Source organism: Modicisalibacter muralis (genome assembly GCF_900102945.1).
GTDB lineage: Bacteria > Pseudomonadota > Gammaproteobacteria > Pseudomonadales > Halomonadaceae > Modicisalibacter > Modicisalibacter muralis.
In genome coordinates, this window is sequence record NZ_FNGI01000001.1 from 839,302 (window position 1) to 865,386 (window position 26,085).

Below are 26,085 nucleotides of genomic sequence, written 5' to 3' on the forward strand. Positions count from 1 at the left end.
GGGTTACGCCTCCACCTGCGTCCTGACCTTGGCGACGATATGCGCGCCGATGGGAATCGCCGAGGTGGCGGCCGGTGACGGCGCGTTGCAGACATTCACGGTGCGCTTGGTGTTGACGAACAGAAAGTCGTCGATCAGCTTGCCATCTTTCGATACGGCCTGCGCCCGCACGCCGGCGGGATGAGGTTGTAGGTCCTGCGCCGTCAGGCTAGGGCAGTATTTGCGGACTTCTTCCAGGTAGCCCTGCTTGAACAGCGAGTTCTTCAGCTCGACCAGCCCAGGGCGCAAATTGGCCTTGAGCACCTTGAGAATGCCCGGATTGGTCAACATCGTCGCGGCGTCGATCACCGAGACGTCGGTCTTGCGATAGCCCTCGCGCTTGAACGCCAGCACGGCGTTGGGCCCCACCGTCACCGAGCCATCGATCATGCGGGTCAGGTGCACGCCAAGAAACGGCATCGCCGGATCGGGAATCGGGTAAATCAAATGATTGACGATGCGATTGTGCTCGGCGGGTAGCCGATAGTACTCCCCGCGAAACGGGCAGATGGTGAAGCCGGGATCGAGCCCCAGCATACGCACCATGCGATCGGCCATCAGACCGGAGCAAGAAATCAGATAGCGCGTGCTGAACTCGCCCTGGGAGGTTTTCACCACGACCTCGCCACGCCGCTCATCGATACCGGAAACCGCTGTGGAATAGCGGATTTCGCCGCCGGCGGCCTCGAACTCACCGCCCATGGCGGCGGCGATCCGGGCATAGTCGACGATCCCGCTGGAGGGCACGAAGATGCCGCCCCGCCCGGTGATATTGGGCTCGCGCTCACGCAGCTCGTCGGCGTTCAGCCAGCTACGCTCCAGCCCGTTGGCCTCGGTGCGCTCCCACAGCGCCTGCATGCGCTGCATTTCCAGCTCGTTGGTCGCCACCAGCAACTTGCCGCACTCATCGAAAGCGATGTCATGTGACTCGCAGAACGCCTTGGTGGCACGATTGCCTTCGAGACAAAAGCGCGCCTTGAGGCTGCCCGGCGTGTAATAGACACCGGCGTGGATCACCCCGCTGTTATGGCCGGTCTGGTGGCGCGCCGGCCCGTCTTCCTTCTCGACCAGCAACATTCGTCGACCAGGATAGGCGCGAATCAACTGCATGGCGGTGGACATGCCGAGAATGCCGCCGCCGATAATGATGAAGTCGTACATCTGTCTGCCTCGAACCGTCACAACGTCGGTATTTTTACCGCCCATCGATTGTATTGAAGTTTCGTCTGCATTTCCTGAAAGCGAGCGATATTGAGTAAAATGTCGGTAACTTTCTCAGCGGCCATCGTTCCATGGATAGCACACCTCGTCAGAACCTCGGTATCAGCGCCTATGCCTGGCTCAAGCGCGACATCATCCGCGGTGTCTATCCGCCGGGCGAGAAATTGCTGATGAGCCATCTGAAAGAACGCTACGAACTGGGTGTCGGCCCACTGCGCGAGGCGTTGTCGCAGTTGGTGTCGGAGCGCATGGTGGTGGCGATCAGCCAACGCGGCTACCGTGTCGCGCCGATGTCGCTGGCCGAGCTGGAAGACATCTATGATGCACGCGCCCACCTCGAAGCCTTGATTCTCGAACTGGCCATCGAACGCGGCGACGATATGTGGGAAGCCGAGATTCTGGCCAAGGCGCATACCCTGGCCAAGGTCGTCGAGGTCAAGGGGCCGGACGACGTACTCGATGTCTGGGATGCGCGCCACAAGGCGTTTCACGCAGCCATCTGCGCCGGCTGCGGCTCGCCGCATCTGCTTCAGGCGCGTGCCGGGCTGTTCGATCAGGTCGAGCGCTATCGTCACTTGTGGTTGCGCGAAACGGTATTCTCGGAGCAGGCGCTGAATGCCAAACGCCGCGAGCACGCCGCGCTGGTCGAGGCGGTGCTGGCACGCGATGCCCAGCGCGCCACGACGATGATGCGCGAACACCTGATGACACCGGTGCCGATCATCGCCGCGGTAATGCGCGAGCGAAATCTGGCGTAACATCCCGCCCGGTTATCAATGGCTTGGGCTTTCAACGAAAGTACGGCATGACCTCACGGATGAACAGCTCCAGCGAGCGCTTCTTCTCTTCGAAGGGCAGCGTGTTGTCGGTCCAGAAGCTGTATTCGGTGATGCCCATTTCCTCGTAGCCCTTGAGCCGCTCGACGAGTTCCGCCGGCGTGCCGATCATCATGTTGCAACGCAGGCTGTCGAGGTCGAACTCGGGATTGTCGGCGACGGACGCCGGCGAGACGGGATCGATGAAGCCGTCGACTGCCGCCTGGTCGTTCTTGAACCAGGCCAGGAAGTAGCGATAGAAGCGATTGAGAGCCTCGGCGCCCCGACGCCAGCCTTCCGGCTCGCTCTCTTCGTGGACGTAGGTGTGCCGCAGCAGCATCAGGTCGGGCCGCGAGACATCGGGGTGGTTGGCACAGGCGGTGTCGAACTTGCGCGCCAGGTCGGCCACCTCCTCGTCGCCCTTCATCAGGGCCGTGACCATCACGTTGCAGCCATTGGCGACCGCGAAGTCGTGGGAGTTGGGGTCGCGGGCGGCGATCCACATCGGCGGCAGCGCGGCCTGCACGGGCTTGGGCACGCTGGTCGTGGTGGGGAAACGGTAGACCTCGCCCTGGTGGGCATAGTCGCCCTGCCACAGACGACGGATCGCCGGCACCATCTCGCGCAGCGCCTGTCCGCCGTCTGCCGCCGACATGCCATCGGCGAGGCGATCGAATTCGAATTGATAGGCGCCCCGCGCGATGCCGAACTCCAGGCGACCCTCGCTGATCACGTCGAGCATCGCCGCCTCGCCGGCGAGACGCACCGGATCCCAGAACGGCGCGACGAAGGTACCGGCCCCCAGGCGGATGCGCTCGGTCTTGCCCGCCAGGTAGGCCAGCTGGGCCAGTGGACTCGGCGACGAGGTGAACTGCATGCCGTGGTGCTCACCGATCCAGGCGGTGCGGAAGCCCCCTGCCTCGGCGATCTTCACCAGTTCACAGAGTTCCTCGAACAACTGCCGATGATCCTGTTGCGCGTGGTAGCGCTCCATGTGCACGAAAAGCGAAAATTGCATCTCTGAAATCTCCTGACGTCGTTCGTTAGGGTGTCTCGGTCAACCGGGCGGCTATCGTGGCATCGCTATCTTCTTCGCGTAGCGCCTTGATCATGCAGTAGCACATGATCAGTAGCGCCACCGAGAAAGGCAGTGCCGCGGCGATCGCCGCCGTCTGCAGGGCCTCCAGGCCACCGGCCAGCAACAGAACCGCCGAGGTGGCGCCGAGCCCCATGCCCCAGATCACGCGATAGAGCTGTGGCGGGTGCGGATCGCCCTTGGCCAGGATGGTGCAGATGACCAGGGTCCCTGAGTCGGCGGACGTCACGAACCAGGTAACGATCATCAGCGTCGCCATGGCGGTCATGAAGCCGGTGGCCCACGGCACGTCGAGTGCGGCGATGGTCTGGAACAGCACCTTGGTCACGTCGCTGGTGGCCACCGAGGCCAGGTCGACGCCGCCGAACAGCTGCAGGTGCAACGCGGTGCCGCCGAAGATCACCACCCAGGCGATCGCGCCCAGGGTCGCCGCCAACATGCCGCCGAACAACACTTCGCGAATGGTGCGTCCGCGCGAGATGCGCGCGATGAACATGCCGACATACGGACCCCATGACAACCACCAGCCCCAGTAGAACAGCGTCCACCAGCCCTGCCACTGGCTCTCGGGATCGGGGTTGGTCCAGAAGCCCATGCTGACGGCATTGGTCAGGTAATCGCCCAGGCTGGTGGTGAAGATCGTCAGCAGGAAGACGGTCGGGCCGGCGAGCACGAAGAAGGCGAACAGCACCATGCTCAGATGAATGTTCCACTCGCTGAGCAGGCGGATGCCCTTCTTCAGCCCCGACACCGCCGACAGCGTGGCCGCCACGCTGATGCCGAGTACCAGCAGCACCTGGTTGGCACTGGAAATTTCCAGGCCGAACAGGCTGTTGAGACCGGCATTCATCTGCGACACGCCAAGCCCCAAGGTCGTGGCGGTGCCGAACAGCGTGGCAAAGATCGCCAGCAGATCGATGGCATGGCCGATCGGTCCGTAAATGCGCTCACCGAGCAAGGGGTAGAACGCTGAGCGGATGGTCATCGGTAAGCCGCGCCGATAGGCAAAGTAACCCAGGATGGTGCCGACCAGGATATAGATCGCCCAGCCATGCAGGCCCCAGTGGAAGATGGTGATGCGCAGCGCGGTCTGCGCCGCCGCCAGGGTGTTGGGCTCGACCCCGGCCATGGCGATGAAGGGGTTGCCCTGCAGATGGGTGAGCGGCTCGGCGATGCTCCAGAACAGCAGCCCGGTACCCACCGCGGCGCTGAACAGCATGGCGAACCAGGTGAAATTGGAGAACTCGGGGCGTTCATCGTCGCGTCCCAGGCGCAGCTTGCCATACGGGCTGACGATGATGGCGATAGCGACGATCAACACCACGTTGACCGTGAGGATGTAATACCAGCCGAGCTCCTGCTCGATGAACTGCTTCACGCCCTGGTAGAGGCTATTGGCCAAGGTCGGCTGGAGCACGGTGAATAGCACGAAGGCGACCACCATCGCTATCGAGGCGATCGCCAGGGTCCTGTCCACGCCGGCGAACACTCCGCGGCTTGACGTGACCTGTCTAGAGTCTTGCATGAGGGCACTCTCCCTAAATGGGACTTTTGTAGTTATCGCTGGCGCCTGGACGCCGCACGAATCCAAAGCGTTATGAGCCGCCTGCGCAACCCACTGCACAGAACGCGTCGGCTCGCCGCTTATATTGGTATACCATATTACGGCATGCAAAATATTTTTCCCTCGCCCAGCCCTACCGTAGATCGAAATCTTCCTATTTATTATTTAAATTCAAATGATTAAAAATTTTCGACAGGTTGCCATAGAAAACCTCAAGCGCTTCTTCGCGTGTCATTCCTTGCTGGCTCTGGAACTTGGTATTATGGTATACCAAGAATACGAAGACCTCGGCACGCGCCAGGTCGCCACCCGGGAGAGAGCGATGAGCTTCGAGATCCGCAAGATAGTGACCTACCGCGAGACGACCTACATTGAAGGCGGCAAGCCGGGGGAGCGCCCCGTCACCCAGCTTGGCGTCGCCGCCGTGATCGCCAATCCGTGGCACGGCCGAGGTTTCATCGAGGATCTGGGCCCGGAGATCCGCAGCGGCTGCTCGGCACTGGGCGAGCGCATCGTCGATCGAGTATTGAAGGAAATCGATGGCGAGACCATCGAGGCGTATGGCAAGGCGGCGGTGGTGGGTGCCGACGGCGAGATCGAGCATGCCTCGGCAATCATCCATACCCTGCGTTTCGGCAATCACTTCCGTGACGCGGTGGGTGCCAAGAGCTACCTGAGCTTCACCAACAAACGTGGCGCGCCGGGCACCTCGATCCAGATTCCCATGATGCACAAGCACGACGAGGGCTATCGCTCGCACTACATCACCCTGGAGATGCGCATCGAGGACGCCCCGCGCCATGACGAGATCGTAGTGGCCCTGGGCGCCGCCGACGGCGGCCGCCTGCATCCGCGCATCGGCAACCGCTATCAGGATCTGCAGGAACTGGCCGCCGAGGCCGAGCAGTCCGGCGTATGAGCGAGGGAAACGTCGCCATGGATCTCACCCACGCCCAGCACAGCCCCGACGGCACGCGCTACTGGCGCCAGGGCCAGGGCGCGCCGCTGGTGCTCGTTCACGGCGTGGGCCTCGACGCGCGCATGTGGCGGGCCCAAGTCGATGCCCTGGCGCGCGAGCATGAGGTCATCGCCTATGACATGCTCGGCCACGGCGAAAGCCCCCTGCCGGCAGCGGCAGCCGGGCTGGACGACTACGCCGATCAGTTGGCGACGCTGCTCGATCATCTGGCGCTCGAACGTGTCGCCGTGGTCGGCTTCTCGATGGGCGGCCTGGTGGCCCGTGCCTTCGCGCTGCGTCATCCGCAGCGTCTGACGGCGATGGTCGTGCTCTCCAGCGTCTTCCGGCGCGATGCCGACCAGCGTGCCGGGGTGCGCCAGCGCCTGGTCCAGGCCCGCGACCAGGGCCCGGCGGCGAATGTCGACGAGGCCCTGGAGCGCTGGTTCAGCCCGGCCTTTCGTCGCGACCATCCGGAGCGGGTCGCGGCGATTCACGCCACCGTCACCAACAACCATCCCGAGGGGTACTATCGCAGCTATGCGCTGTTCGGCACCCAGGACGACTTCGCGGTCGACCGGCTCGCCACGATCCGCGTCCCGGTGCTGGTCGCCACCGGCGAGCTGGACCCGGGTTCCACGCCCCAGATGACACGCGCACTGGCCGACTGCCTGCCCCACGCCGAGGCCGAGATCCTGCCCGGCCAGCGGCACATGGTACCGGTGGAGGCGCCCGAGGCGGTCAATGCACTGCTGCGACGCTTCCTGGCCGGTGTCGATTCCCAGGATGCACCCAAGGAGGTTTCCCGATGAGCCTGGAGACACGCCAGATGTGGATCGGCGGCGAGTGGGTTTCGGCCCGCGCCGGCGCCACCTTCGACAGTTACGACCCGGCCACCGGCGAGGCCTGGTGCCGCCTGCCCGACGCCGACGCCCAGGACGTCGACGACGCCGTACAGGCCGCCCAGCGCGCCTTCGAGGTGCCGGCCTGGGCCGGGCTCAGCGCCACCGCGCGCGGCAAGCTGCTGCATCGGCTCGGCGTGCTGATCGCCGAGAACGGCGAGGAGCTCGCCCAGCTGGAAAGCCGCGACAACGGCAAGCTGATTCGCGAGACCCGCGGCCAAGTCGGCTACCTTCCCGAGTTCTTCTACTATTTTGCCGGACTGGCCGACAAGGTGGTCGGCGAGACGCTACCGCTCGACAAGCCGGACATGTTCGGTGCCACCGTGCGCGTGCCGCTCGGCGTGGTCGCGGCGATCATCCCCTGGAACAGCCCGCTGTACCTGACCGCGATCAAGCTGGCACCGGCCCTGGCCGCCGGCAACACGGTGGTCATCAAGCCCTCGGAGCACGCCTCGGCCAGCCTCATCGCGCTGATGCGCCTGGTCGAGCAGGCCGGCTTCCCGCCCGGCGTGGTCAACCTGGTGACCGGCTTCGGCCCGACCACCGGGGCGGCGCTGACCGGCCACCCGCTAGTGCGCAAGATCGCCTTCACCGGCGGTGCCGGTGCCGCGCGCCACGTGGTGCGCAACAGCGCCGAGAACTTCGCCAAGCTGTCGCTGGAGCTCGGCGGCAAGTCGCCCAACATCCTGTTCGAGGACGTCGACCTGGACAGCGCCGTCAACGGCGTGGTGGCCGGCGTGTTCGCCGCGGCCGGGCAGAGCTGCGTGGCCGGCTCGCGGCTGCTGGTCCAGCGCAGCATCTACACCGAGGTCGTCGAACGCCTGCGCGAGCGCGCCAGCACCATTCGCATCGGCGACCCGGCGGATGCCGAGACCGAGATGGGCCCGATGGCGACCCAGGCGCAGCGCGACGTGGTCGAGCGCATGGTCGCCCAGGCCCAGGCCGACGGCGCACGCCTGATCCACGGCGGCAAGCGCCCGGACATCGCCCGCGGCTGGTACTACACACCGACCATCCTGGCCTGCGAGTCCCACGCCATGCCGATCATGCAGGAGGAGGTCTTCGGACCGGTGGTGGCGGTGATCCCCTTCGACGACGAAGCCGAGGCACTGCGCCTGGCCAACGACACCGACTACGGCCTGGCCGCCGGCATCTGGACCCGGGATATCGGCCGTGCCCATCGCCTGGTGCGCGACATCTGCGCCGGCATCCTGTGGGTCAATACCTACCGTGCGGTCTCGGCCATGGCACCCATCGGCGGCTTCGGCGCCAGCGGCTACGGCCGCGAGTGCGGCATCGACGCCGTGCACGACTACACCGAGCTCAAGGCGATGTGGATCAACCTGTCCACCCAGCCCATGCCCGATCCCTTCATCATGCGTTGAGAGCGAACAGACCCATGATCGATAGCCAAGCCTACAAGCAAGTTCTCGGCGCCTTTCCCACCGGCGTCACCGTTGTGACCGCGCTCGATGCCGACGACCGTCTGGTCGGCTTCACCGCCAGCGCCTTCTCGGCGGTGTCGATGGACCCGCCGCTGGTGCTGGTCTGTCCCAGCCTCGGCTCGGACTCCTACCCGGTCATCCGCCGCAGCGGCCGCTTCGCCATCCATATCCTCGGCCACGAGCAGGAGAGCATCGCCTACCGCTTCGCCAGCAAGGGCAGCGACAAGGCCGAGGGCATCGCCTGGCACCGCTCCACCCATGGCAATGCGCTGCTCGACGGCGCCGCGGCCTACCTGGAGTGTCGCCTATGGGAGGACTACCCGGGCGGCGATCACGCCATCGTGGTCGGTGAAGTGCAGGCGCTTCGGGTCGCCACCGCCGAGAAGGCCGACCCGCTGCTCTACTGCCGTGGCAAGATGGGCAAGCTGCCACCGACTTTGAGCCTGATGGCCGCCACCGCCTGAGGAGAACCACATGTCACAAGATCGTTTCGAACGCGGCCTGGACAAACGCCGCCGCGTGCTTGGCGCCGACTACGTCGACCAGTCGATGCGCAACGCCGACGCCTTCACCCGGCCGCTCCAGCAGCTGGTCACCGAGTACTGCTGGGGCGAGGTCTGGCAGCGCGAGGGGCTCAGTGATCGCGACCGCAGCATGATAAACTTGGCCATGATCACCGCCTTGAATCGCCCTCACGAACTGCGCCTGCACGTGCGCGGAGCGATCAACAACGGCCTCGGCGTCGACGAGATTCGCGAGATCCTGTTGCAGACCGCGGTCTACTGCGGCGTGCCAGCCGCCATCGACGCCTTCCGCCAGGCCCGCGAGGTGCTGACCGAGATGGGCGAGATCTAGCTGCACGGCGCCACCACGGACCAGGGAGAGAATAATAGATGCAACGAATGCCGCTGGACGACAGCCTGAAGGTAACACGCAACCAGCCTACCCTGCGGGAGATGGTGCTCGACAAGTTGCGCGGCGCGATCATGAGCTTTCAGTTGCTCCCCGGGGATCGCCTGGTCGAGCGCGACCTGTGCGACCGCCTCGGCGTCAGCCGCACCTCGGTGCGCGAAGCGTTGCGCCATCTCGAGGCCGAGGGACTGGTGGAACACACCGGCAGTCGCGGCCCGCGGGTCGCCGTCATCACCCTGGAAGACGCCCGCGACATCTACGAACTGCGCTGCGTGCTCGAGAGCATGGTCGTGCAACTGTTCACCCAGAAGGCCAACCGCCGCCAGATGGCGGAACTCGACCGGGTCTGGGAAATCCTCAAGGATGCCCTGCGCAGCGGCCAGACCCTCGACATCGTCGAGGCGGTCAGCGATTTCTACGGCGTGCTCTACGACGGCGCCGGCAACCGCGTCGCCGGTCAGTTCCTCAGCCAGTTGCAGGCAAGGGTCAGCTACTTGCGCGCGACCTCGGTGTCCCAGCACGAGCGTTACACCGACAGCTTCCGCGAGATGGCACGCATCGTCGAGGCGATCAAGGCCCGCGACCCGGCCGCCGCACACGAGGCCTGTGTGGCGCATATCCAGGCCGCCGCCAAGGTTGCCCTGGCAGCGCTGGCCGCCAAGAGCGACCAGCCCGCAGAGACGATCACCCCGCCGCTGCGCGTCGAGACCCGCCTGTAGCGAGGCCGTCATGGAAAACTACTGTCGCCGCTGTGGCCATCATCCCCTGACGCGAGGCGTGCTCCCGGGCGACGCTCATGAGCGCGATTACTGCGGCCACTGTGGTCATGTCGTCTACGACAATCCCCGCGTAATCGCCGGCGCCATCCTCGAGCGCGAGGGTCGCTTGCTGCTCTGCCAGCGCGGCATTCCGCCCCGGGTCGGCACCTGGACCCTGCCGGCGGGTTTCATGGAGCGTGGCGAAAGCGTCGAAGAAGCCGCCCACCGCGAAGTGTGGGAAGAGACCGGCATCGATGCCGATATCCTCACCCCCTACTCGATCTTCAGCGTGCCGCCGACCAACGAGCTCTACATCATCTACCGCGCCCGTCTGCGGGCGTGGAACGACGCCCCCGGTCACGAAACCCAGGCCGTCGGCTGGTTCCAGGCCGAGGAGATCCCCTGGGATGCGATCTTCTACCCGGCCATTCACCAGATTCTCGAGCGCTATATCAACGAACATGCCGGTGGCGCCTACGGCATCTATAGCGGCAGCATGGATAACGGCACCATACACTTCATGCGTTAGGGAAGCGCTTCCCCACTCGCCCAGCCCCCTGGAAGATGGTGTCCATCCCCTCTGGAGCGGCCGGCACGGAATCTAGCCCGCCGCCACCTCCGTGAACAGCCAATCGCGGAAAGCCTTCACTCTCGGCAGATTGCCGCACTCGGGTCGATAGACCACGTAATAGGCCAGCGCCGAAGCGCACTCGACCTCAGGAAACAGCCGCACCAGCCGACCAGCGGCCAGATCATCGCGCACCATGACACTGCGTGCGAGCGCTACGCCGTGTCCATCGATCACCGCCTGTAATACGGCTGCGGAATTGTTGATTTGCATGCCGCGCGGGGTTGCCGCGCCAGCCACACCGGCTTTCTTGAGCCATGCCGTCCACGATGGAAACCCGGTATAGCCATCCATCGACAGGTCGTGGATCAGGATCTCGCGCGCTAGATCGGTGGGCTTGCGCAGGCGCCCATGTTCACGCAGCAGGCCCGGCGAGCAGACCGGATAAACCTCTTCCTCCATCAACTTCTCCGCCTCCAGCCCCGGCCAGTTGTCCGGACCATAACGCACACCGACATCCACTCGTTGTACCGCAAAGTCCACCGGTTTGTGATTCGTATCCAGACGCACGTCCGTGTCAGGCCAGGCGGCCTGAAACCTGTCAATGCGGGGCAGCAACCACTTGGCGGCAAAGGCCGGGCTGACCGTCACGGTAAGCACGTTGCTGGCCGATCCCTCTTTGAGCCGTTCCAGACCCAGCGTGAGCCTGTCGAAACCCGCCCGGATGTCTGGCAGCGCGCGTTCGGCTGCCTCGGTGGGAACGAGCCGAACCCGCCCACTGCTAGCACGGTGGAACAGAGGCATGCCCAGCCATTCCTCCAGTGTGCGCACGAGCTGGCCGACCGCAGCGGGGGTGACATTCAGTTCGGCCGCCGCCGCGGAAAAGCTCTTATGACGGGCGCTGGCCTCAAAGGCGCGCAAGGCGTTGAGATGAACCGGTGACTTCATATCGACAAAGTTTTTCTTTTAACTCCAGACACTTTATCTCATTTGCCGACGGGAGGAAATCAGCGAAGAATCCCCTCTCATGCCGATGATAAGCGCTACGCGATCCCCACGGCTGGCATCGGAACTCGTCATGCGGTCAATCATGAATAGTTTTTCTTCCAATTCAGAGAGGTTTCACAATGAGCAATCAATTCAATGGCAAGAAGTTACTGGTCGTCGGTGGCACCAGCGGAATGGGCTTGCAGACGGCCCGGATGGTCCTCGCCGAAGGCGGCAGTGCGGTAATCGTGGGCCATCGCCCGGAAAAGACCGAAGAGGCGCGCAAGGAACTGGCCGCTCTGGGCCAGGTCGCGGCGCTGACGGCGGACTTGTCCAGCGAGGAAGGGCTGGCCGAGCTGCTCAGGACCATCGACGAACAGCATGCTGACATCGACCTGCTGGTCAACGCGGCCGGGGTGTTCTTCCCCAAGCCGTTCCTGGAGCATCAGGACGCGGACTACGACCAGTACATGAAGCTGAACAAGGCGTTCTTCTTCATCACCCAGAAGGTCGCCGCCACCCTGGTCGCCCAGAATCGCCCGGGTGCGATCGTCAACATCGGGTCGATGTGGGCCAAGCAGGCCATCGCCGCGACCCCATCGTCAGCGTACTCCATGGCCAAGGCCGGCCTGCATTCCCTGACCCAAAACCTGGCCATGGAGCTGGCTCCGAAGCACATCCGCGTCAACGCGGTGTCGCCAGCGGTGGTGCAGACCCCGATCTACGAGGGCTTCATCCCGAAGGCCGAAGTGCACAGCGCGCTGCAGGGCTTCAACAGCTTCCACCCCATCGGTCGCATCGGCACTCCGCAGGATGTCGCCGAAGTGGTCACCTTCCTGCTGTCGGACAAGGCCGGCTGGGTCACCGGCGCGATCTGGGACGTGGACGGCGGCGTGATGGCTGGCCGCAACTGAAAGTAAGTCGTACCGGGAGGGCCGGCTGCCGATGATTCGACCAGCCGGCCACCCCTCCCATGAATTTCTGGGGGCTCACCCATGCTCGTCAATGCCGATTTCTCGCGCCGCGCCATGCAAATAACCCAGCCCGAAATCCTTGAGCTCGTGGAGCGCGCGGCGCCCACGCCCGGCGCTGGGGAAGTGCTGAATGTGTTACAGACAGCATCACCCCACTAGGGCGGCGAGACAATCTCCACTACCTCCAGCTCGAATCCGGCCAGTCCCTTGTAGTTCAAGGGTGCCCCCATGAGTCGCAGCTTGCCGACACCGAGATCGGCGAGTATCTGTGAGCCGGTTCCGGTGTCGGTATAGCGCCGCGGCGGCGCGTCGACGGCGGACTGGTTGAGGCGCGTGGCGCGCGACAGCAGACTCTGCGACGACTCGTGGCTGGCCAGGATCACCACCACGCCATGGCGCGCCTCGGCCACCGCTTCCAGCGCCGACCACAGCGACCAGGCCCGGGGGCCCTGATATTCGGCACCCACCAGATCGCGCAGCGGGTCCATGGCATGCACCCGCACCAAGGTGGGCCGCTCGGCACTCAGCTCGCCCATGGTCAAGGCTAGGTGCGCATCGCCGCTGATGGTGTCCTCATAGGTGTGCAGAGTGAACTCGCCATGCACCGTCTGCAGCGGCTCTTGCCCCGCGTGTGCGACGGTCTTCTCGGTCGCCAGGCGATACTGGATCAGATCGGCGATGGTGCCGATGCGCAGCCCGTGCTGGCGGGCGAAGGCCTCCAGGTCGGGGCGCCGCGCCATGCTGCCATCGTCGTTCATGATCTCGACGATCACCGCGGCTGGCTCGTGGCCGGCCAGGCGTGCCAGATCGCAACCCGCCTCGGTGTGGCCGGCACGACTCAATATGCCGCCATCGCGGGCACGCAGCGGGAAGATATGCCCGGGCTGCACCAGGTCGCGCGGGTGCGCCTCGGGGGCCACCGCCGCGCGCACCGTGGCCGCCCGGTCCGCCGCGGAGATACCCGTGGTCACGCCTTCGCGCGCCTCTATGGACACGGTGAACGCCGTGGCGAAGCTGGCGCCGTTGTTCTCGACCATTGGCGTCAGAGCCAACTGCTCGCAGTGGGCGCCGGTCAGCGTCAGGCAGATCAGGCCACGGGCGTGGGTGGCCATGAAGTTGATCGTCTCGGGGGTGACGTACTCGGCGGCCATGACCAGGTCGCCCTCGTTCTCGCGATCCTCGTCGTCGAGCAGGATGACCATTTGCCCCTGGCGAATGTCCTCGATGATGTCCTCGATACGGTCGAATGCCATAACAATCCGGGCCTGCGGAAGTGAAAGGAAGTCAGGTGTCAGACGCCCGCATTTTGGCATACCATAATACAAACAACCACTAGGCCAGCGGAGAAGATATGCCCAAGGGTTACTGGATCGCCAATGTCACCGTAACGGATCCACAACGTTACGCCGATTATCAGGCACTGGCCTCCGAGGCGCTCGCACACTTCGGTGCCAGGTTCCTCGCACGAGGCGGCGAACGGACCGCCCTGGAGGGGCGCGAGACCCCGGAGCGCAGCGTGGTCATGGAATTTTCCAGCTATCAGCAGGCGCTCGACTGCTATCACTCACCGGCGTACCAGCGCGCTAAATCTGCACGCCAGGACGCTGCCGACGTGGATATCGTCATCACCGAAGGGCTATGAAACAACCGTCGTTTGCTTGCCCGAGTGTTTCGACACCGAGGCCCCCGCGACGATGATGCGTGAGCACCTGATGACGCCGGTGCCGATCATTGCCGCGGTGATGCGCGAGCGTGGGCTGGTTTAGGCGAGAATCTTCGCCAGGTGCTGCTCCAGTTCGCTGCTCGTCTCGCGCCCTTCGAGGGTCAGGCGATACAGTTGTTCGTCGGTACCGGCCATCTCGGAGAGCAGCGACCCCATGCCGCGCGCCTTGGTGTCACGCTGAATCAGCATATCCAGCACGCCCTGAGACGACGGCAAGAAGGCGATTTCGGCCTCATCGAGATGCGAGAAACGCCCGCCGGGCTGAGGCTTGAATTCGAACTCCTGCACGCAGCCCATCTGCGGATTGCGCCGTGACGCCTCGAGCGGCGCATTGCGCAGTTGGAAACCCAACGCCTGCATGGCATTGAAGACCGCGTCGTGCAATGCACTGGGCAGAATACGCAGCGGATCCTGGTCGCGCGGGTCCAGCGCCATGGATATATCCGCGCGGGTCGCCACCCAGGTCTTGGGTTGCTGATGTCCCACCGCCAGCGGCGCCGCCAGCGGCACTTCGAACTCGAATGGCATTTCGCGGGTTTCCCCCGCTTTTACGGTCATCGCCTCGCTGATACCCAAGCGTGCCCAGGCATGGGGGACGCGAACCTTGTTATCGCTAACCTCCCGAATCACTTCCGATGACAGTTCGAGAACCAGCGCATCGATCTCCTGATCGACCTTACCGCCCTGGATCACTACCTTGCCGATGAGGCGCTCGCCGGCGCGAAGGCTATCCGTTTCAAGCAGCGTATCGACGCGCGCCGCACCGATGCCAACGGCTGCAAAAACACGATCCAGCATGATGCCTCTCCTTGAAGTTGATTTGACGACTCACTGTGGCACACCCGGTTCGAACGGGCTACAAGACATCCAAATCGTACCCGTGTTGTCGTCGTTTCTTGAAATTAGGCGCCAATGGGTTCACCACTAACAAGTGGCCACCGACAAACGACGAGCGGAGTGCAGCGACATGTCACACGCGATGCGAGGCAAGGAACTGCCTGACGAAGAAGACCTTGGACTGTTGACCGATCTCTACGAGCTGACCATGATCCAAGCCTATTGGGCCAAGGGCATGCACGACACGGCTACCTTTAGCCTGTTCTTTCGTAAATTGCCCGCCCATCGCAACTTTATGCTGGCTTGCGGCCAGCAGTACGCCGCGCACCTGGTGACAAAACTACATTTTGGCGAGCGGCAAATCGACAAGCTGCGTCGCCTCGACATGTTCGATAACGACTTTCTGGATTGGCTCGCTCATTTTCGCTTCACGGGGAGTATTCATGCGCTGCCCGAGGGGACGCCAATATTTCCCCATGAGCCGCTGCTCGAAGTCGAGGCGCCGATTGCCGAGGCGCAATTGCTGGAAAGCCTGCTGATGAATTACGTCCATCTCGAAACGGTGCTGGCCTCCAAGGCGTCGCGATTGGTGCTCGCCGCCGAGGGTCGCCCGGTGGTGGATTTCGGCATGCGCCGCATGCATGGCATCGATGCCGCGGTTCGTGGCGTGCGTGCCTATCGCGTCGCCGGTCTGGCCGGCACCAGCAACGTGCTGGGTGCGTTGACCCACGATCTGCCAGCGAATGGAACCATGGCACACAGCTTCATTCAGGCCCACGACAACGAAGACGATGCCCTGCTCGGCTTCGCTCGCCAGTATCCGGGAACCACCCTGCTGGTCGACACCTACGATACCGTCGAAGCAGTGAAGCGCCTGATTGCCGCAATCGAGCGCGAACCGACGCTCGATATCGGCGCCATTCGTCTCGACTCCGGCGATATGGGCAAGCTGGCCAGGCAGTGCCGACAGTTGCTCGATGACGCCGGCCATGAACACATCAGGATCACCGCCAGTGGCGGCCTGGACGAATACCGTATTCAGCAACTGCTTGCCGGTGGCGCACCCATCGACGGCTTCGGGGTCGGCACCGCGCTGGGCGCTGCCAGCGATGCCCCCTGCCTGGAACTGGCCTACAAGCTGACCGAATATGCCGGCAAGCCACGCCTGAAGCATTCACCCGGCAAACACTCGCTACCCGGTCGCAAGCAGATTTACCGTGAGCGGCGCAGCACTGGTGAATTCATGGGCGATCATCTGACCCTGCGCGATGAAAGCGCCCCCGGCACCCCGCTATTGGCGGCCATCGTCAACGACGGCGTATTCCTGCCCGAGGCGCTGGGCTCACCCGACCAGGCGCGAGACGCCAGCCGCGATGCCGTGGCAAGCCTGCCCGCTGCATTACGCGGGCTCGATTCGGCGCCCGCCTACCCGGTCGCCATCAGCGAGCGGATTCACGAGCGCCGCCGCGAGGCCGAAGTACGCCTGGAGCTGCTCAGCGACGGTTAAGCTTTGTACGAAAACTGTCACAAAGAGCCTTTAGGATCGAGGTCTTCGATTATATGATCAGGGGGCCGTGACATGAGCGAGTTCAATAACGAACCCAACTACAACCCGAGTGATAACGAGCCGTTTTCCGCCATACTCGAACGTAGCTGGTCACGCCGCCACGTCATGAAAGGCGGCCTCGGCCTCGCTGCCGTCACGCTGTTGGGCGGATTCGGGCTGGCCAATGCCGCCACGCGATCCTCGGAACAAGGCGCGAGGGCCATCAACACCGGGATTGCCTTGGATTTCGACTCCCTGCCCGGCTCGAAGACCGATGCCGTGGTAGTTCCCGCCGGTTATACCGCCAGCGTATTAGCCCCCTGGGGCACGCCACTCAACGATAACGCCAGCGCCTGGAAGCCCGATGGCAGCAATACCGCCAGCGATCAGCTCAATTCGGTGGGCATGCACCACGATGGCATGCATTTCTTCGCCATCGCTGGGCGCTCCGACGATGGCATCCTGGTCATCAACAACGAATATATCGACCAGGATGCCCTGCACCCCAGCGGCGCCACCAGCGACGCCTCCGGCAAACGCCCCGCCGACGAGGTCCGCAAGGAGATCAATGCCCACGGCGTGAGCGCGGTGCGTATCACCCGGGTCGATGGCCAGTGGCGAGTTTCCGAGCGCGATCCGCTCAATCGCCGCTTCACCACAGCCACCGTGATGGCGCTTTCCGGCCCCATGGCAGAGACCGACCACGTCAAGACCGCCTTCTCGAAGGACGGCACCCTGGCGCGCGGCACCAACAACAACTGCGGCAATGGCTACACCCCCTGGGGCACCTATCTGACCTGCGAGGAAAACTGGCCGGATGTGTTCGTCAATCGCGCCGCTACGCTCCCCGCCGACCAGCAGCGCATCGACATCCCCACCGACGAGACCCGGTTCGGCTGGGAGACCGCCGCAGGCGATTCCAGCGAGGAAAATGGCGAATTCGCCCGCTTCGACCTGACGCCAAGAGGCGCTAGTGCCAGCGACGACTACCGTAACGAAGCCAATACCTTCGGCTATATCGTCGAAATCGATCCCTTCGACGCCAGCCAACGCGCCGTCAAGCGCACCGCGCTGGGTCGCTTTCGCCACGAGGGTTGCTGGCCGGGCAAGGTCGAAGCCGGCAAGCCGGTGGTGTTCTATACCGGCCACGACGCTCGCTTCGAGTACATCTACAAATTCGTCTCGAACGCCAACTGGGAGCCCGCCGATGCCGAGCCCGCCGACCGGCTGGCGATCGGCGCCAAATACATGGACGACGGCACGCTGTATGTCGCCCGTTTCAATGACGATGGCAGCGGCGAATGGCTGGCACTGACGCCAAGCGCGCCGACGCGCGGTGGCAGCACGCTAGGTGAGGAATTGGGTGAATTGCCGGAGATCATTCTCAACACCGCCCACGCCGCCGATCTGGTCGGTGCGACACCGATGGATCGCCCCGAATGGGGCACGGTCGACCCGATCAACGGCGATGTCTACATGACCCTGACCAACAACGACGAGCGTGGCCCGGAGGAACTCAACGCCGCCAATCCACGCCCGACCAACGTCAACGGCCAGATCATTCGCTGGCGCGAGAACGACGGTCAGGATGGCTTCCGTTGGAACATTTTCGTGTTCGGCGCCGATGCCAAGGCCATGGCCGAGATCAATCGCTCGGGCCTGACACCCGCCAATCAGTTCGCCAGTCCCGACGGCCTGGCTTTCGACAATCGCGGCATTCTGTGGATTCAGACCGACAACGGCGGCAACGCCGTCGCCAAGGACACCAATAATCAGATGCTGGCGGTAGTGCCGGCCAACCTTGGCGCGCAAAACGGCCGGCCGGGAGTCATCGATGCCGAGAGCCAGAGCCAGCTAAAGCGCTTTCTCGTCGGGCCCAATGACAGCGAAGTCACGGGGTTCGCAGCGACGCCCGACAACACATCGATCTTCATCAACATTCAGCACCCGGGAAACTGGCCTTATAGCGACGATGCCAGCGAGGCCGTTCCCCAGGGAACCCAAGTGCGCCCGCGCGCCTCGACGGTGGTGATACAGAAAACCGATGGCGGCCCAATCGGCGTATAAACGCCTGGCCGATTGTTTTCCGGTCGTTGTGAGGCAATATTCGGGCTAGGTCGTTGCCAAAAGCAATGCGCAGTCAACTGCCGTTCGAGGCGCCTGCTGGTACGGCGTCACCGCTAACCGGATAATCGACGAGCCGGTGCGTGTCCTGTTCATGCAGCATGCGGGCTCGGTCCGATATCTTCCGGTGTGATGATGTCGGCCGACCACACTTTGTCGAGGCGCACCTCCGCCGTCCGATGCGCCATGCGTATCGATTCGGCATCCGGGGCGTCAAAGGCGCAGACGGTGTGCTTCCGGTCGGCCGAGACATACGACTGGAGCCACTTGCCGCCGTACTGCGCGATACAAGGCAACAGCCGGCTTCCCATCTGTTCAAAGTCGGAATCGGTCAACGGGGTGTCGAAGTAGCGTTCTACGATCAGCTTGGTCATGTCGAGCCTCCTTCCGGCCAGGCCGGAATCGGGGCCGCCGGCCAGACTGACCGGCGGCATGGTCGTTCTCCTTGTCAGGGTCGCGCTTCGAAGATCAGATTGAACGGCGTCTGCGTGGCGCGACGGAATTGCGAGAAGCCACCTTGGGTGGCGACGTCCCGCAGGCGCTTTTCGCCGGCCTGGGCACCGAGCGCGAGGCCGACTTCCTGCGACAGCGAACAGGGTGTGCATACCAGCGTGGAGACCGAATAGAACGCTCGCCCGACGGGGTTGAGATTGTCCTCCACGCGGTCGTTGGCGAACGGCTCCACGATCATCCAGGCGCCGTCGGGCTTAAGCGATTGGCGGATATGCGACGATGCGCCCACCGGGTCGCCCATGTCGTGCAGGCAGTCGAATACCGTGACCAGATCGTAGGCGCCGCCGTCGTAGTCCTTGGCCGAGGCTTTCTCGAATGCCACCCGGTCCGAAAGACCGGCCTGAGAGGCGCGTTCGCGCGCCGCATCGACCGAAGCATCGTGATAATCGAAGCCGATAAACTCGGAGTCGGGAAAGGCCTCGGCCATGATCAGCGTCGACGCGCCGTGGCCACAGCCGACATCCGCGACTCGCGCGCCGGCCTTGAGCTTGTCCAGCGTGCCATCCAGCGCCGGCAGCCAGTTCTGCACCAGGTTGGCGGCGTAGCCGGGGCGGAAGAAGCGCTCGGTGCCAGTGAACAGCTCCGGGTCGTGCTCGTGCCAGCCCAGGCCCTCGCCGGTGCGAAACGCCTGTTCGATCTTGGGTGCCGCGCGCAGCGTGGCGACGGCGGACTGGAAGGCGCCGGGCACATAGCAGGGGCTGTTTTCGTCGGCGAGCATCAGCGCCTGCTCTGGGCTCATGTCGTAGCGCTCGCTGTCGGCGTGATAGCGAATGTAGCCGCCCGCGGCCTGCGAGCGCAGCCATTCACGCACATAGCGCTCGCTGGTCTCCGTGCGTTCGGCCAGGTCGGCGGAATCGAGCGGGCCATGCTCGGCCAGTGCCTTGTATAGCCCGAGCCGGTCGCCGATGACCACCAGCGGCGCATGCCAGGTGGCGCCGAAGTCGGTCACCGCCTTGACCAGCAGCCCATGGAGCGCCTCTTCGTCGATTGCAATGTCTTGCTCTGCAGTTGCCATGTCATGTCCTCCTTGGTTTGCATGTCACCGGATGAATACAACCGGTCAGGACACATGCTGGCGGCGCGGCATTGGTGCGAGCGTTTGCATCAGCGTTGTATGAGGGCCGTTTCGGACAAACGGCGGCGGGCATCCGTGTAGGCACGACGTGCCCGGTGTGACAACAAGGGCCGATCGGCGAAATCCGGAGCGACGGCGTCGAGTTGCGCGCGGGCCGTTTCCCCGTCGCCCGCGCGCCAGGCAAGCTCGGCCAGCAGCGTTTGCGCCAGCGCCATCTCGCTGCGCTGGTCCACGATGCGGGCGGCGGTGAGCGCCTCGCCGGCACGCTGCTCGGCCGCGTCGTATCGGCCGGCGGCGAGATCGCAGCCGGCGCCGAAAATCTGCACCTGGGCCAGCAGCCATTGGCTGTCCGCCGAGCGCAGCTGCGCCAGCGCCGCATTGAGCCGGGGTTCAGCATCCGCGGCCAGCAGGGCCATGCCCGCCAGGGCGCCGAGTGCGTGGGCAAGCGCGGTTTCGCTGTCCAGCCCCATCTTTTCGGCCAGCGGTACCAGTTCCTCACACCAGGGCGTCACCGCTTGTGGACGGCCGCGCTCGAGTTCCAGCAGCGGCAGGCGGGACAGGCAATAGACTTCCCACCAGTGATCGGAGCTGTTGCGGGCCAGCGCGAGCGCCTGTTCGTAGCACTGGTGCGCCCGCCGCCACTGGCCGGCGTGCTGATGAGCCAGACCGAGCGCGAGCGGGATTTCGTAGAATTGGTTGTCCAGTTCCGCAGCCAGCGCCTGGGCCTCGAGTGCCAGCGCCCGCACGCGCGGCATGTCCCGTTGCAGCATGCCCAGACACTTGGCGCAGTCGGCTATGGCGCGCACCACGGTCACCGGGTCGGCATCGCGCCCGGCCGTCTCGGCGTTGAACGCCCGTTGTATGGCGTGGTGGGTGTCGCCGGTCTGATAATGGATGTTAGCGAGCAGATAGAAACAATGCGCCAGCAGCGTGGGCCGCCGTTGCAGCCGTGCCTGTTTGACCAGGTGCAACAAGCGGGCCTGCAGGTCGTCCGGCCGGTACGGCGCCATGCCCGGGTGGACCCACAGTTCCAGCAGTTCGGCTTCGCGTTCGAGGCGCTGGGTTTCGAGAAGGCGATCCAGAAGCGATATGCCCCGGGTGATCTGCGCCGACACTTCCTCATAGCCGAATATGCTCAGGCCGTATCGACCGGCGGCCACCGCAGCGCGCGCGGCCATCGCCGGATCGTCGGCCAGAATGGCGTGTCGCACTAGTTCGTTGGCCTCGGCATCGATTTGCCGCGTCGCCAGTGTCTGCGCAATCCGGGCATGAATGACGCGCCGGCAGGGTTGTGACACCTGCTGATACGCCGCCTCCCGAATCAGGTCATGGTTGAAATCGTAGCGGCCATTGTCGGATACCTTGAAAATCCGTCGTTTTTCGAGGATCCCGAGAGCGGTGAGCAATGCCGGCGCCGACAGATCGCAGACCTCTCCGAGCCGCTCCAGGTCGAAGTCGTGACCCAGCGCTGCGGCCCAAGGCAGCAACGTACTCGTTTGCGCGTCCAAGCCGGCGAGCCGGTCGCCGATCAGCGTATCCAGCGTACGCGACAGTTCCAGCGCGCCGCGCTGCATGGCGCGCGCCACTTCCAGCGCGAACAGGGGGTTGCCCTGGCTGTGGCGGTATACGAGCTCGGTGTCCAGCTCGGGATCCAGCCGGCAGACCAGCGCGCGCGTATCCTCGGCGCTCATGGCCGGGATGTCGAGATCGCGCAGGCGGCCGTCGTGGCGCAGCGCCTGCGTCAGCTTCTGCGCAGCGGCATTGGTTTCGAGTTCGGACGGACGCGCGGCACAGGCGAACAGCACGCCCCGGCCGGCGGTGGTGCGGATCACGTAGTGCAACAGGCTGATGGATGCCTTATCCAACCATTGCACGTCGTCGAACAGGATGACCAGCGGCGCCGCCGTTGTCGCCAGGGTGGCGAGCAACTCGGCGACCGTCGCGAACAGTAAATTTCGGTCGATGGGCGCAGACCCGGCCGTGTCCAGCTCCGGTCGCAGGGGTGCCAGCACGGCGCGCAGATACTCGGGAATACGTGGGCGCGGAATGGCGCTCAACAGATCGATCCATGCGCCTTGCGGCCGGGTCGTTTCGACTTCGAAACCGCGGCCCGCGAGCGTCTGCCCGCCCGTGTCGCCCGTCATCGCCGCCAGTTCCGCCAGCAGACGGGACTTGCCGATGCCGGGTTCGCCGTGCAACCACAGCACTTCCGGTTCTGCGGCAGCGGAAGCCTCGGCGAGCCATGTCCGCAACGCGGCTGTTTCCTTATGCCGGCCGACCAGGGCTGGCAGATCGTCGCCGGTTTGGCGCACGACCGGCGCACCGGATTGTCCGGCTGACAGTCGCGCGTAGGCCTCTCGCAGCGTCTGTGAGGGCTTCAGGCCCAGCTCCTCGGCAAGCATGCGTGAGCAGCGACGGAACTGTTTCAATGCTTCGTCGCGACGCCCGAGGCGTACCAGGCTATCCATGACGTCCGCATGTGCCTCTTCAGCATAGGGATTCAGCCGCAGCCGTGTCCCGGCCCATTCCAACGCCCGCTCGGGCCGGTCGTGCAGGCGCCGGACCAACGTGGCGAGCACCCGGTCGTGCAGTACATCCAGGCGTTCGCGTTCGCCGGTCAGCCAGGCGGCAAAGCGGTGGCACTCCGGCAGGTCGATATCTTCCAGCAATACACCACGATAGCGGCGCGCCGCCTCTTCCAGGGTGTCCGTTTCGGCCTGCTCCGGCTCACCGCCCACGAGTTGCCGGTAGACGAAAACATCCACATCGACGTCGTCGGCCGCGAACGCGATGTGGTCACACTGGGCGATCAGTCGCGCCGTATCCGTATCGTCCACGAGCGGACGCAGCTTGCTCAGGCACCAGCGCAGGGCCGCACGCGGGTCAGCCGGGGTTTCAAAGAACAGTTCGCATAACCGTTCGCGTCGCACGGGCTCGCCCGCGAGCACAAGAAATGCAAGCAGCGCGCGGCTCTTACGCGACGGCGGCAGCGGCACCAGCACACCGCCTCGGCGCACTTCGAACCGGCCCAGAAGGCCTATATCCGTTCCCGTGTTTTCCCCTGGCATCGCTCGGCAATCCTCCTCATGGAAGGACTATCCTCGTTAGTGTACGCCTCGAAACGGATTTTTCTATTAGGTTGTTGCGCGGCGGCGCCCTCGCGCTTCGACAAGCTCAGCGTGAACGGGGAATAGCACAAAAGAGGGCAAGTTCCGGGCTAGGCCGGTGAGAGAAAAACGACAAAGACACAAGCCCGGCGCCAGGCCGGGCTTGTGATGGCAGAAACGAGCACTTCGCTCAACCTATCGGACAACTATCCTCGTTCGAGGGGGCGACCTGCCCCAACTCCAACAACTGGCGCTCGGCCTCACTATCAACCAGCAGCACGTCGTGGGTACTCACCCCATGTAGCGTCGCGACGTGCTCCACCTCGATGCGATGCTCTTCGAGCGCCACACGCTTCAGAAGGCTGCGCGACGGCGTCAGGCACCTGAGCACCAGCCAGATCGACAAGGCAGCCAGCAACAGCCACAGACCGTAATCCACAATGAAGACGATCAGCGCCACGCCGCTGGCGAACCAGCCGGTCATGCCGATCATCAGCGCGGCCCAGACGCTCCATAGCTCGTTCGGCAAGCCGAGAAAGCGATTGGCGGTCACCAGCGCTTTCTCATGGTACTTAGGTGTATATGCCACGGGCTGCCGAGCGAGCATGGCCGTCTCACTGAAAGAGTTCTCGAATCGTTTCAGTTTGAACGGTCTTAGGCGCGACCATTGCGCCGATTAGCCGCCGTTCTTGGCCTCAATTTGTCGGCTTGCAACCATCGCTGATGGCCGAAAACTCATGCTTGCATCGATGATTCGCCCCGCCCCACGGCGAAATACAGAATCCCGGCCTGCTTCACCGCATCGGGCTCGAACAGGTTGCGCCCATCGACGATCACCGGCGTGGCGAGTTCGCGCTTGAGCCAGGCGAAATCGACCGTGCGATAGCTCTTCCATTCGGTACAGATGACCAGCGCATCGGCACCCTCGACCGCCGCCTCGCGGCTATCGGCCAGGGTCAGGTCGTTGCGTTGGCCATAGAGGCGTCGGCACTCGTCCATGGCTTCGGGGTCGTGCGCCTGCACCTTGGCGCCTACCGCCCATAGCGCCTCCATCAGCGCCCGGCTGGGCGCTTCACGCATGTCGTCGGTATCGGGTTTGAAGGCCAGGCCCCACAGCGCGATGGTCTTGCCTTTGAGTTCGCCATCGAAGGCCCGCTGGAGCTTGGTAAACAGCGTGGTCTTCTGACGCCGGTTGACCGCCTCCACGGCGCCCAGCAACTCGGCCGGGTAACCGACCTGCCCAGCGGTGCGCGCCAGGGCCTGGACATCCTTGGGGAAACACGAGCCGCCATAGCCGCAGCCAGGGTAGATGAAGTGATAGCCGATGCGTGGGTCGGAGCCGATACCGCGGCGTACTTCCTCGATATCCGCGCCGAGGCGCTCGGCGAGGTTGGCGATCTCGTTCATGAAACTGATCTTGGTCGCCAGCATGGCGTTGGCGGCGTACTTGGTCAGCTCGGCGCTGCGCACGTCCATGAACATCAGTTTTTCATGGTTGCGGTTATACGGCGCGTAACACTCGCGCATCAGCGCTTCGACGCGCTCGGAATCGGTACCCACCACGATCCGCGCGCCCCTGGTGAAGTCATCGATGGCCGCGCCTTCCTTGAGAAACTCCGGGTTGGAGCAGACATCGAACTCGAGCTGGCTACCGCGTTTGGCGAGCGCCTGGCTCAGCGCGGCACCAACCTTGTCGGCGGTGCCCACCGGCACGGTGGACTTGTCGATCACCACCTTGTAATCGTCCATGTGCTCGCCGATGGTTTTCGCCACCGCCAGCACGTACTGCAAATCGGCACTGCCATCTTCATCGGCAGGAGTACCCACGGCGATGAACTGCAACAGGCCAAACGTCACGGCCTCGGCGGGATCGGTGGTGAAGCGCAGCCGGCCGGCATGCATATTGTCACGAACCATCGACTCGAGGCCGGGCTCGTAGATGGGAATCTCGCCGCGCTTCAAGCGTGAAACCTTGTCGGCATCCACATCCATGCATATCACGTCGTGGCCGACATCGGCGAGACAGGTGCCGGTGACCAGGCCAACGTAGCCGGTGCCGAAGATGGCGATTTTCATGGAATAGCGATCCTGTTGTGCGTCTGATTGGTCAGGCCGGGGCAGCGTCCCTGCGCCGTGCCATAGGAATGGCATTATCATGCCATTGGTCATCAGCCTGGTCACCCGTTGCCGCGACCACCGTGTCAGCCCGGCATCGCTTCCCTGCCATTGAGCTTTTGCACGCTGGCCACGAAATCGCTGAAACGCTCGCCCTGGATCAGCACATGACTGCGTAACGCCTGTTCTGCTCGCAGCGAATCCCCCGTTTCGATCGCCTCGACGATCTCGCCATGCTCGCTGAGCGAGCTGCCCATTCGATGGCGTACCTGAAGTTGCAAGCGTCGATAGGGTTTCAGGCGCTGCTTGAGTTGGTGCGCTTCGTCGGCGAGAAAACCATTATGGCTCGCCTTGTAAATGCAGTGATGAAAGCGCTCGTTTTCATAGTAATAGTCGTCGGGGTCGCCCTGCCTGGCGGACGCCTCGCAACGCGTCAGCGCCTCATGCAGTGCCGCCAGCTCTTCGGCCGTGATCCGTCTGGCGGCCAAACGGCCACACATGCCTTCGAGTTCCGCCATGACCTCGAACATTTCGATCAGTTGCGCCACGCCCACCCTGGCCACGAAGGTGCCCTTCTTCGGCGATACCGTCACCAGACCGCTGGCGGTCAATTGAACGATGGCCTCGCGAATCGGCGTGCGCGACACATTGAACTGCCTGGCCAGGGCTTCGGGGTCGAGACGTTCACCGGGCGCGCGGCGGCCATTGATGATGTCGTCTTCCAGCGAATCGCGCAGTCGCTGGGCATTCGATCGTTTCGCACCATTCACGGGCTTCCTCCTGCTCTACATTACCGACTCATCATCCAG

At 64.0% G+C, this 26,085-nt stretch carries 24 protein-coding genes; 12 read left to right on the top strand and 12 right to left on the bottom strand.

All coding sequences use genetic code 11. From position 1 onward, the window contains the following. Positions 1 to 3: 3 nt before the first annotated feature. Positions 4 to 1,200, bottom strand: a complete 1,197-nt coding sequence (gene lhgO / locus BLR92_RS03965; RefSeq protein ID WP_089725677.1) for an L-2-hydroxyglutarate oxidase — start codon at positions 1,198 to 1,200, stop codon at positions 4 to 6. Between the two features lie 131 nt (positions 1,201 to 1,331). On the opposite strand from lhgO, the gene csiR reads away from it, so the two are divergent. Next, complete coding sequence (gene csiR, locus BLR92_RS03970) at positions 1,332 to 2,018, top strand: DNA-binding transcriptional regulator CsiR (RefSeq protein WP_089725679.1); 687 nt, start codon at positions 1,332 to 1,334, stop codon at positions 2,016 to 2,018. A gap of 31 nt (positions 2,019 to 2,049) precedes the next feature. Here csiR and BLR92_RS03975 read toward each other — a convergent pair whose 3' ends face one another. Further along, entirely contained in the window at positions 2,050 to 3,093 is a 1,044-nt protein-coding gene (locus BLR92_RS03975; RefSeq protein WP_089725681.1) for an LLM class flavin-dependent oxidoreductase, read from the bottom strand. 25 nt (positions 3,094 to 3,118) lie between these two features. Continuing rightward, positions 3,119 to 4,696: a BCCT family transporter gene (locus BLR92_RS03980; protein ID WP_089725683.1), complete on the bottom strand. Its 1,578-nt coding sequence runs from the start codon at positions 4,694 to 4,696 to the stop codon at positions 3,119 to 3,121. A 361-nt stretch (positions 4,697 to 5,057) separates the two neighbouring features. On the opposite strand from BLR92_RS03980, the gene BLR92_RS03985 reads away from it, so the two are divergent. Genes BLR92_RS03985 through BLR92_RS04015 form a run of 7 tightly spaced genes read left to right on the top strand, consistent with a single transcriptional unit; the run spans position 5,058 to position 10,236 of the window. Continuing rightward, a complete protein-coding gene (locus BLR92_RS03985) occupies positions 5,058 to 5,654 on the top strand; it encodes an amino acid synthesis family protein (protein ID WP_089726004.1) in 597 nt (198 codons plus the stop codon). Beyond that, a complete protein-coding gene (locus BLR92_RS03990; RefSeq protein WP_217636519.1) occupies positions 5,651 to 6,502 on the top strand; it encodes an alpha/beta fold hydrolase in 852 nt (283 codons plus the stop codon). The genes BLR92_RS03985 and BLR92_RS03990 overlap by 4 nt, the downstream gene beginning before the upstream one ends. Next, the gene (locus BLR92_RS03995) at positions 6,499 to 7,977 is read left to right on the top strand and encodes an aldehyde dehydrogenase (protein ID WP_089725684.1); all 1,479 of its coding nucleotides are present in this window, start codon (positions 6,499 to 6,501) and stop codon (positions 7,975 to 7,977) included. Before BLR92_RS03990 ends, BLR92_RS03995 begins: the two co-directional genes overlap by 4 nt. Before the next feature lie 14 nt (positions 7,978 to 7,991). Next, positions 7,992 to 8,501: a flavin reductase family protein gene (locus tag BLR92_RS04000; protein WP_089725687.1), complete on the top strand. Its 510-nt coding sequence runs from the start codon at positions 7,992 to 7,994 to the stop codon at positions 8,499 to 8,501. A gap of 10 nt (positions 8,502 to 8,511) precedes the next feature. After that, positions 8,512 to 8,892 carry a carboxymuconolactone decarboxylase family protein gene (locus BLR92_RS04005; RefSeq protein ID WP_089725689.1) on the top strand — a complete coding sequence of 127 codons (381 nt, stop codon included), beginning with the start codon at positions 8,512 to 8,514 and terminating at the stop codon, positions 8,890 to 8,892. 38 nt (positions 8,893 to 8,930) lie between these two features. After that, the gene (locus tag BLR92_RS04010) at positions 8,931 to 9,668 is read left to right on the top strand and encodes a GntR family transcriptional regulator (RefSeq protein ID WP_089725690.1); all 738 of its coding nucleotides are present in this window, start codon (positions 8,931 to 8,933) and stop codon (positions 9,666 to 9,668) included. 10 nt (positions 9,669 to 9,678) lie between these two features. Then, complete coding sequence (locus BLR92_RS04015; RefSeq protein WP_089725693.1) at positions 9,679 to 10,236, top strand: NUDIX hydrolase; 558 nt, start codon at positions 9,679 to 9,681, stop codon at positions 10,234 to 10,236. 72 nt (positions 10,237 to 10,308) lie between these two features. On the opposite strand, the gene gcvA is transcribed toward BLR92_RS04015, so the two are convergent. Beyond that, a complete protein-coding gene (gene gcvA, locus BLR92_RS04020; protein ID WP_089725695.1) occupies positions 10,309 to 11,223 on the bottom strand; it encodes a transcriptional regulator GcvA in 915 nt (304 codons plus the stop codon). Between the two features lie 179 nt (positions 11,224 to 11,402). Between gcvA and BLR92_RS04025 the strand changes: the two genes are divergently transcribed. Beyond that, positions 11,403 to 12,176 carry an SDR family NAD(P)-dependent oxidoreductase gene (locus BLR92_RS04025; protein WP_089725697.1) on the top strand — a complete coding sequence of 258 codons (774 nt, stop codon included), beginning with the start codon at positions 11,403 to 11,405 and terminating at the stop codon, positions 12,174 to 12,176. 215 nt (positions 12,177 to 12,391) lie between these two features. Here the strand turns inward: BLR92_RS04025 and ribBA are convergent, their stop codons facing one another. Further along, entirely contained in the window at positions 12,392 to 13,489 is a 1,098-nt protein-coding gene (ribBA, locus tag BLR92_RS04030; RefSeq protein ID WP_089725699.1) for a bifunctional 3,4-dihydroxy-2-butanone-4-phosphate synthase/GTP cyclohydrolase II, read from the bottom strand. A gap of 98 nt (positions 13,490 to 13,587) precedes the next feature. On the opposite strand from ribBA, the gene BLR92_RS04035 reads away from it, so the two are divergent. Continuing rightward, positions 13,588 to 13,878 carry a DUF1330 domain-containing protein gene (locus tag BLR92_RS04035; RefSeq protein ID WP_089725701.1) on the top strand — a complete coding sequence of 97 codons (291 nt, stop codon included), beginning with the start codon at positions 13,588 to 13,590 and terminating at the stop codon, positions 13,876 to 13,878. Between the two features lie 120 nt (positions 13,879 to 13,998). On the opposite strand, the gene BLR92_RS04040 is transcribed toward BLR92_RS04035, so the two are convergent. Beyond that, complete coding sequence (locus BLR92_RS04040; RefSeq protein WP_089725703.1) at positions 13,999 to 14,757, bottom strand: sporulation protein; 759 nt, start codon at positions 14,755 to 14,757, stop codon at positions 13,999 to 14,001. A 169-nt stretch (positions 14,758 to 14,926) separates the two neighbouring features. On the opposite strand from BLR92_RS04040, the gene BLR92_RS04045 reads away from it, so the two are divergent. Next, the gene (locus tag BLR92_RS04045; RefSeq protein WP_245703989.1) at positions 14,927 to 16,303 is read left to right on the top strand and encodes a nicotinate phosphoribosyltransferase; all 1,377 of its coding nucleotides are present in this window, start codon (positions 14,927 to 14,929) and stop codon (positions 16,301 to 16,303) included. Between the two features lie 72 nt (positions 16,304 to 16,375). Further along, positions 16,376 to 18,409, top strand: coding sequence for a PhoX family protein (locus tag BLR92_RS04050; RefSeq protein ID WP_089725707.1), 2,034 nt, complete (start codon positions 16,376 to 16,378; stop codon positions 18,407 to 18,409). Between the two features lie 149 nt (positions 18,410 to 18,558). On the opposite strand, the gene BLR92_RS04055 is transcribed toward BLR92_RS04050, so the two are convergent. The 6 genes from BLR92_RS04055 to BLR92_RS04080 all read right to left on the bottom strand — a co-directional run bounded on the left by BLR92_RS04055 (position 18,559) and on the right by BLR92_RS04080 (position 26,046). Beyond that, a complete protein-coding gene (locus tag BLR92_RS04055) occupies positions 18,559 to 18,900 on the bottom strand; it encodes a nickel-binding protein (protein ID WP_089725709.1) in 342 nt (113 codons plus the stop codon). Positions 18,901 to 18,914: 14 nt separating this feature from the next. Further along, positions 18,915 to 19,994, bottom strand: coding sequence for a class I SAM-dependent methyltransferase (locus BLR92_RS04060; RefSeq protein ID WP_217636520.1), 1,080 nt, complete (start codon positions 19,992 to 19,994; stop codon positions 18,915 to 18,917). A gap of 89 nt (positions 19,995 to 20,083) precedes the next feature. After that, positions 20,084 to 23,122, bottom strand: coding sequence for an ATP-binding protein (locus BLR92_RS04065; RefSeq protein ID WP_089725710.1), 3,039 nt, complete (start codon positions 23,120 to 23,122; stop codon positions 20,084 to 20,086). 229 nt (positions 23,123 to 23,351) lie between these two features. Then, positions 23,352 to 23,768: a hypothetical protein gene (locus BLR92_RS04070; protein ID WP_089725712.1), complete on the bottom strand. Its 417-nt coding sequence runs from the start codon at positions 23,766 to 23,768 to the stop codon at positions 23,352 to 23,354. A gap of 128 nt (positions 23,769 to 23,896) precedes the next feature. Next, on the bottom strand, positions 23,897 to 25,237 hold the full coding sequence (locus BLR92_RS04075; protein ID WP_089725714.1) for a UDP-glucose dehydrogenase family protein: 1,341 nt from the start codon (positions 25,235 to 25,237) through the stop codon (positions 23,897 to 23,899). 125 nt (positions 25,238 to 25,362) lie between these two features. Beyond that, entirely contained in the window at positions 25,363 to 26,046 is a 684-nt protein-coding gene (locus tag BLR92_RS04080; RefSeq protein ID WP_089725716.1) for a GntR family transcriptional regulator, read from the bottom strand. Positions 26,047 to 26,085 lie beyond the last annotated feature (39 nt).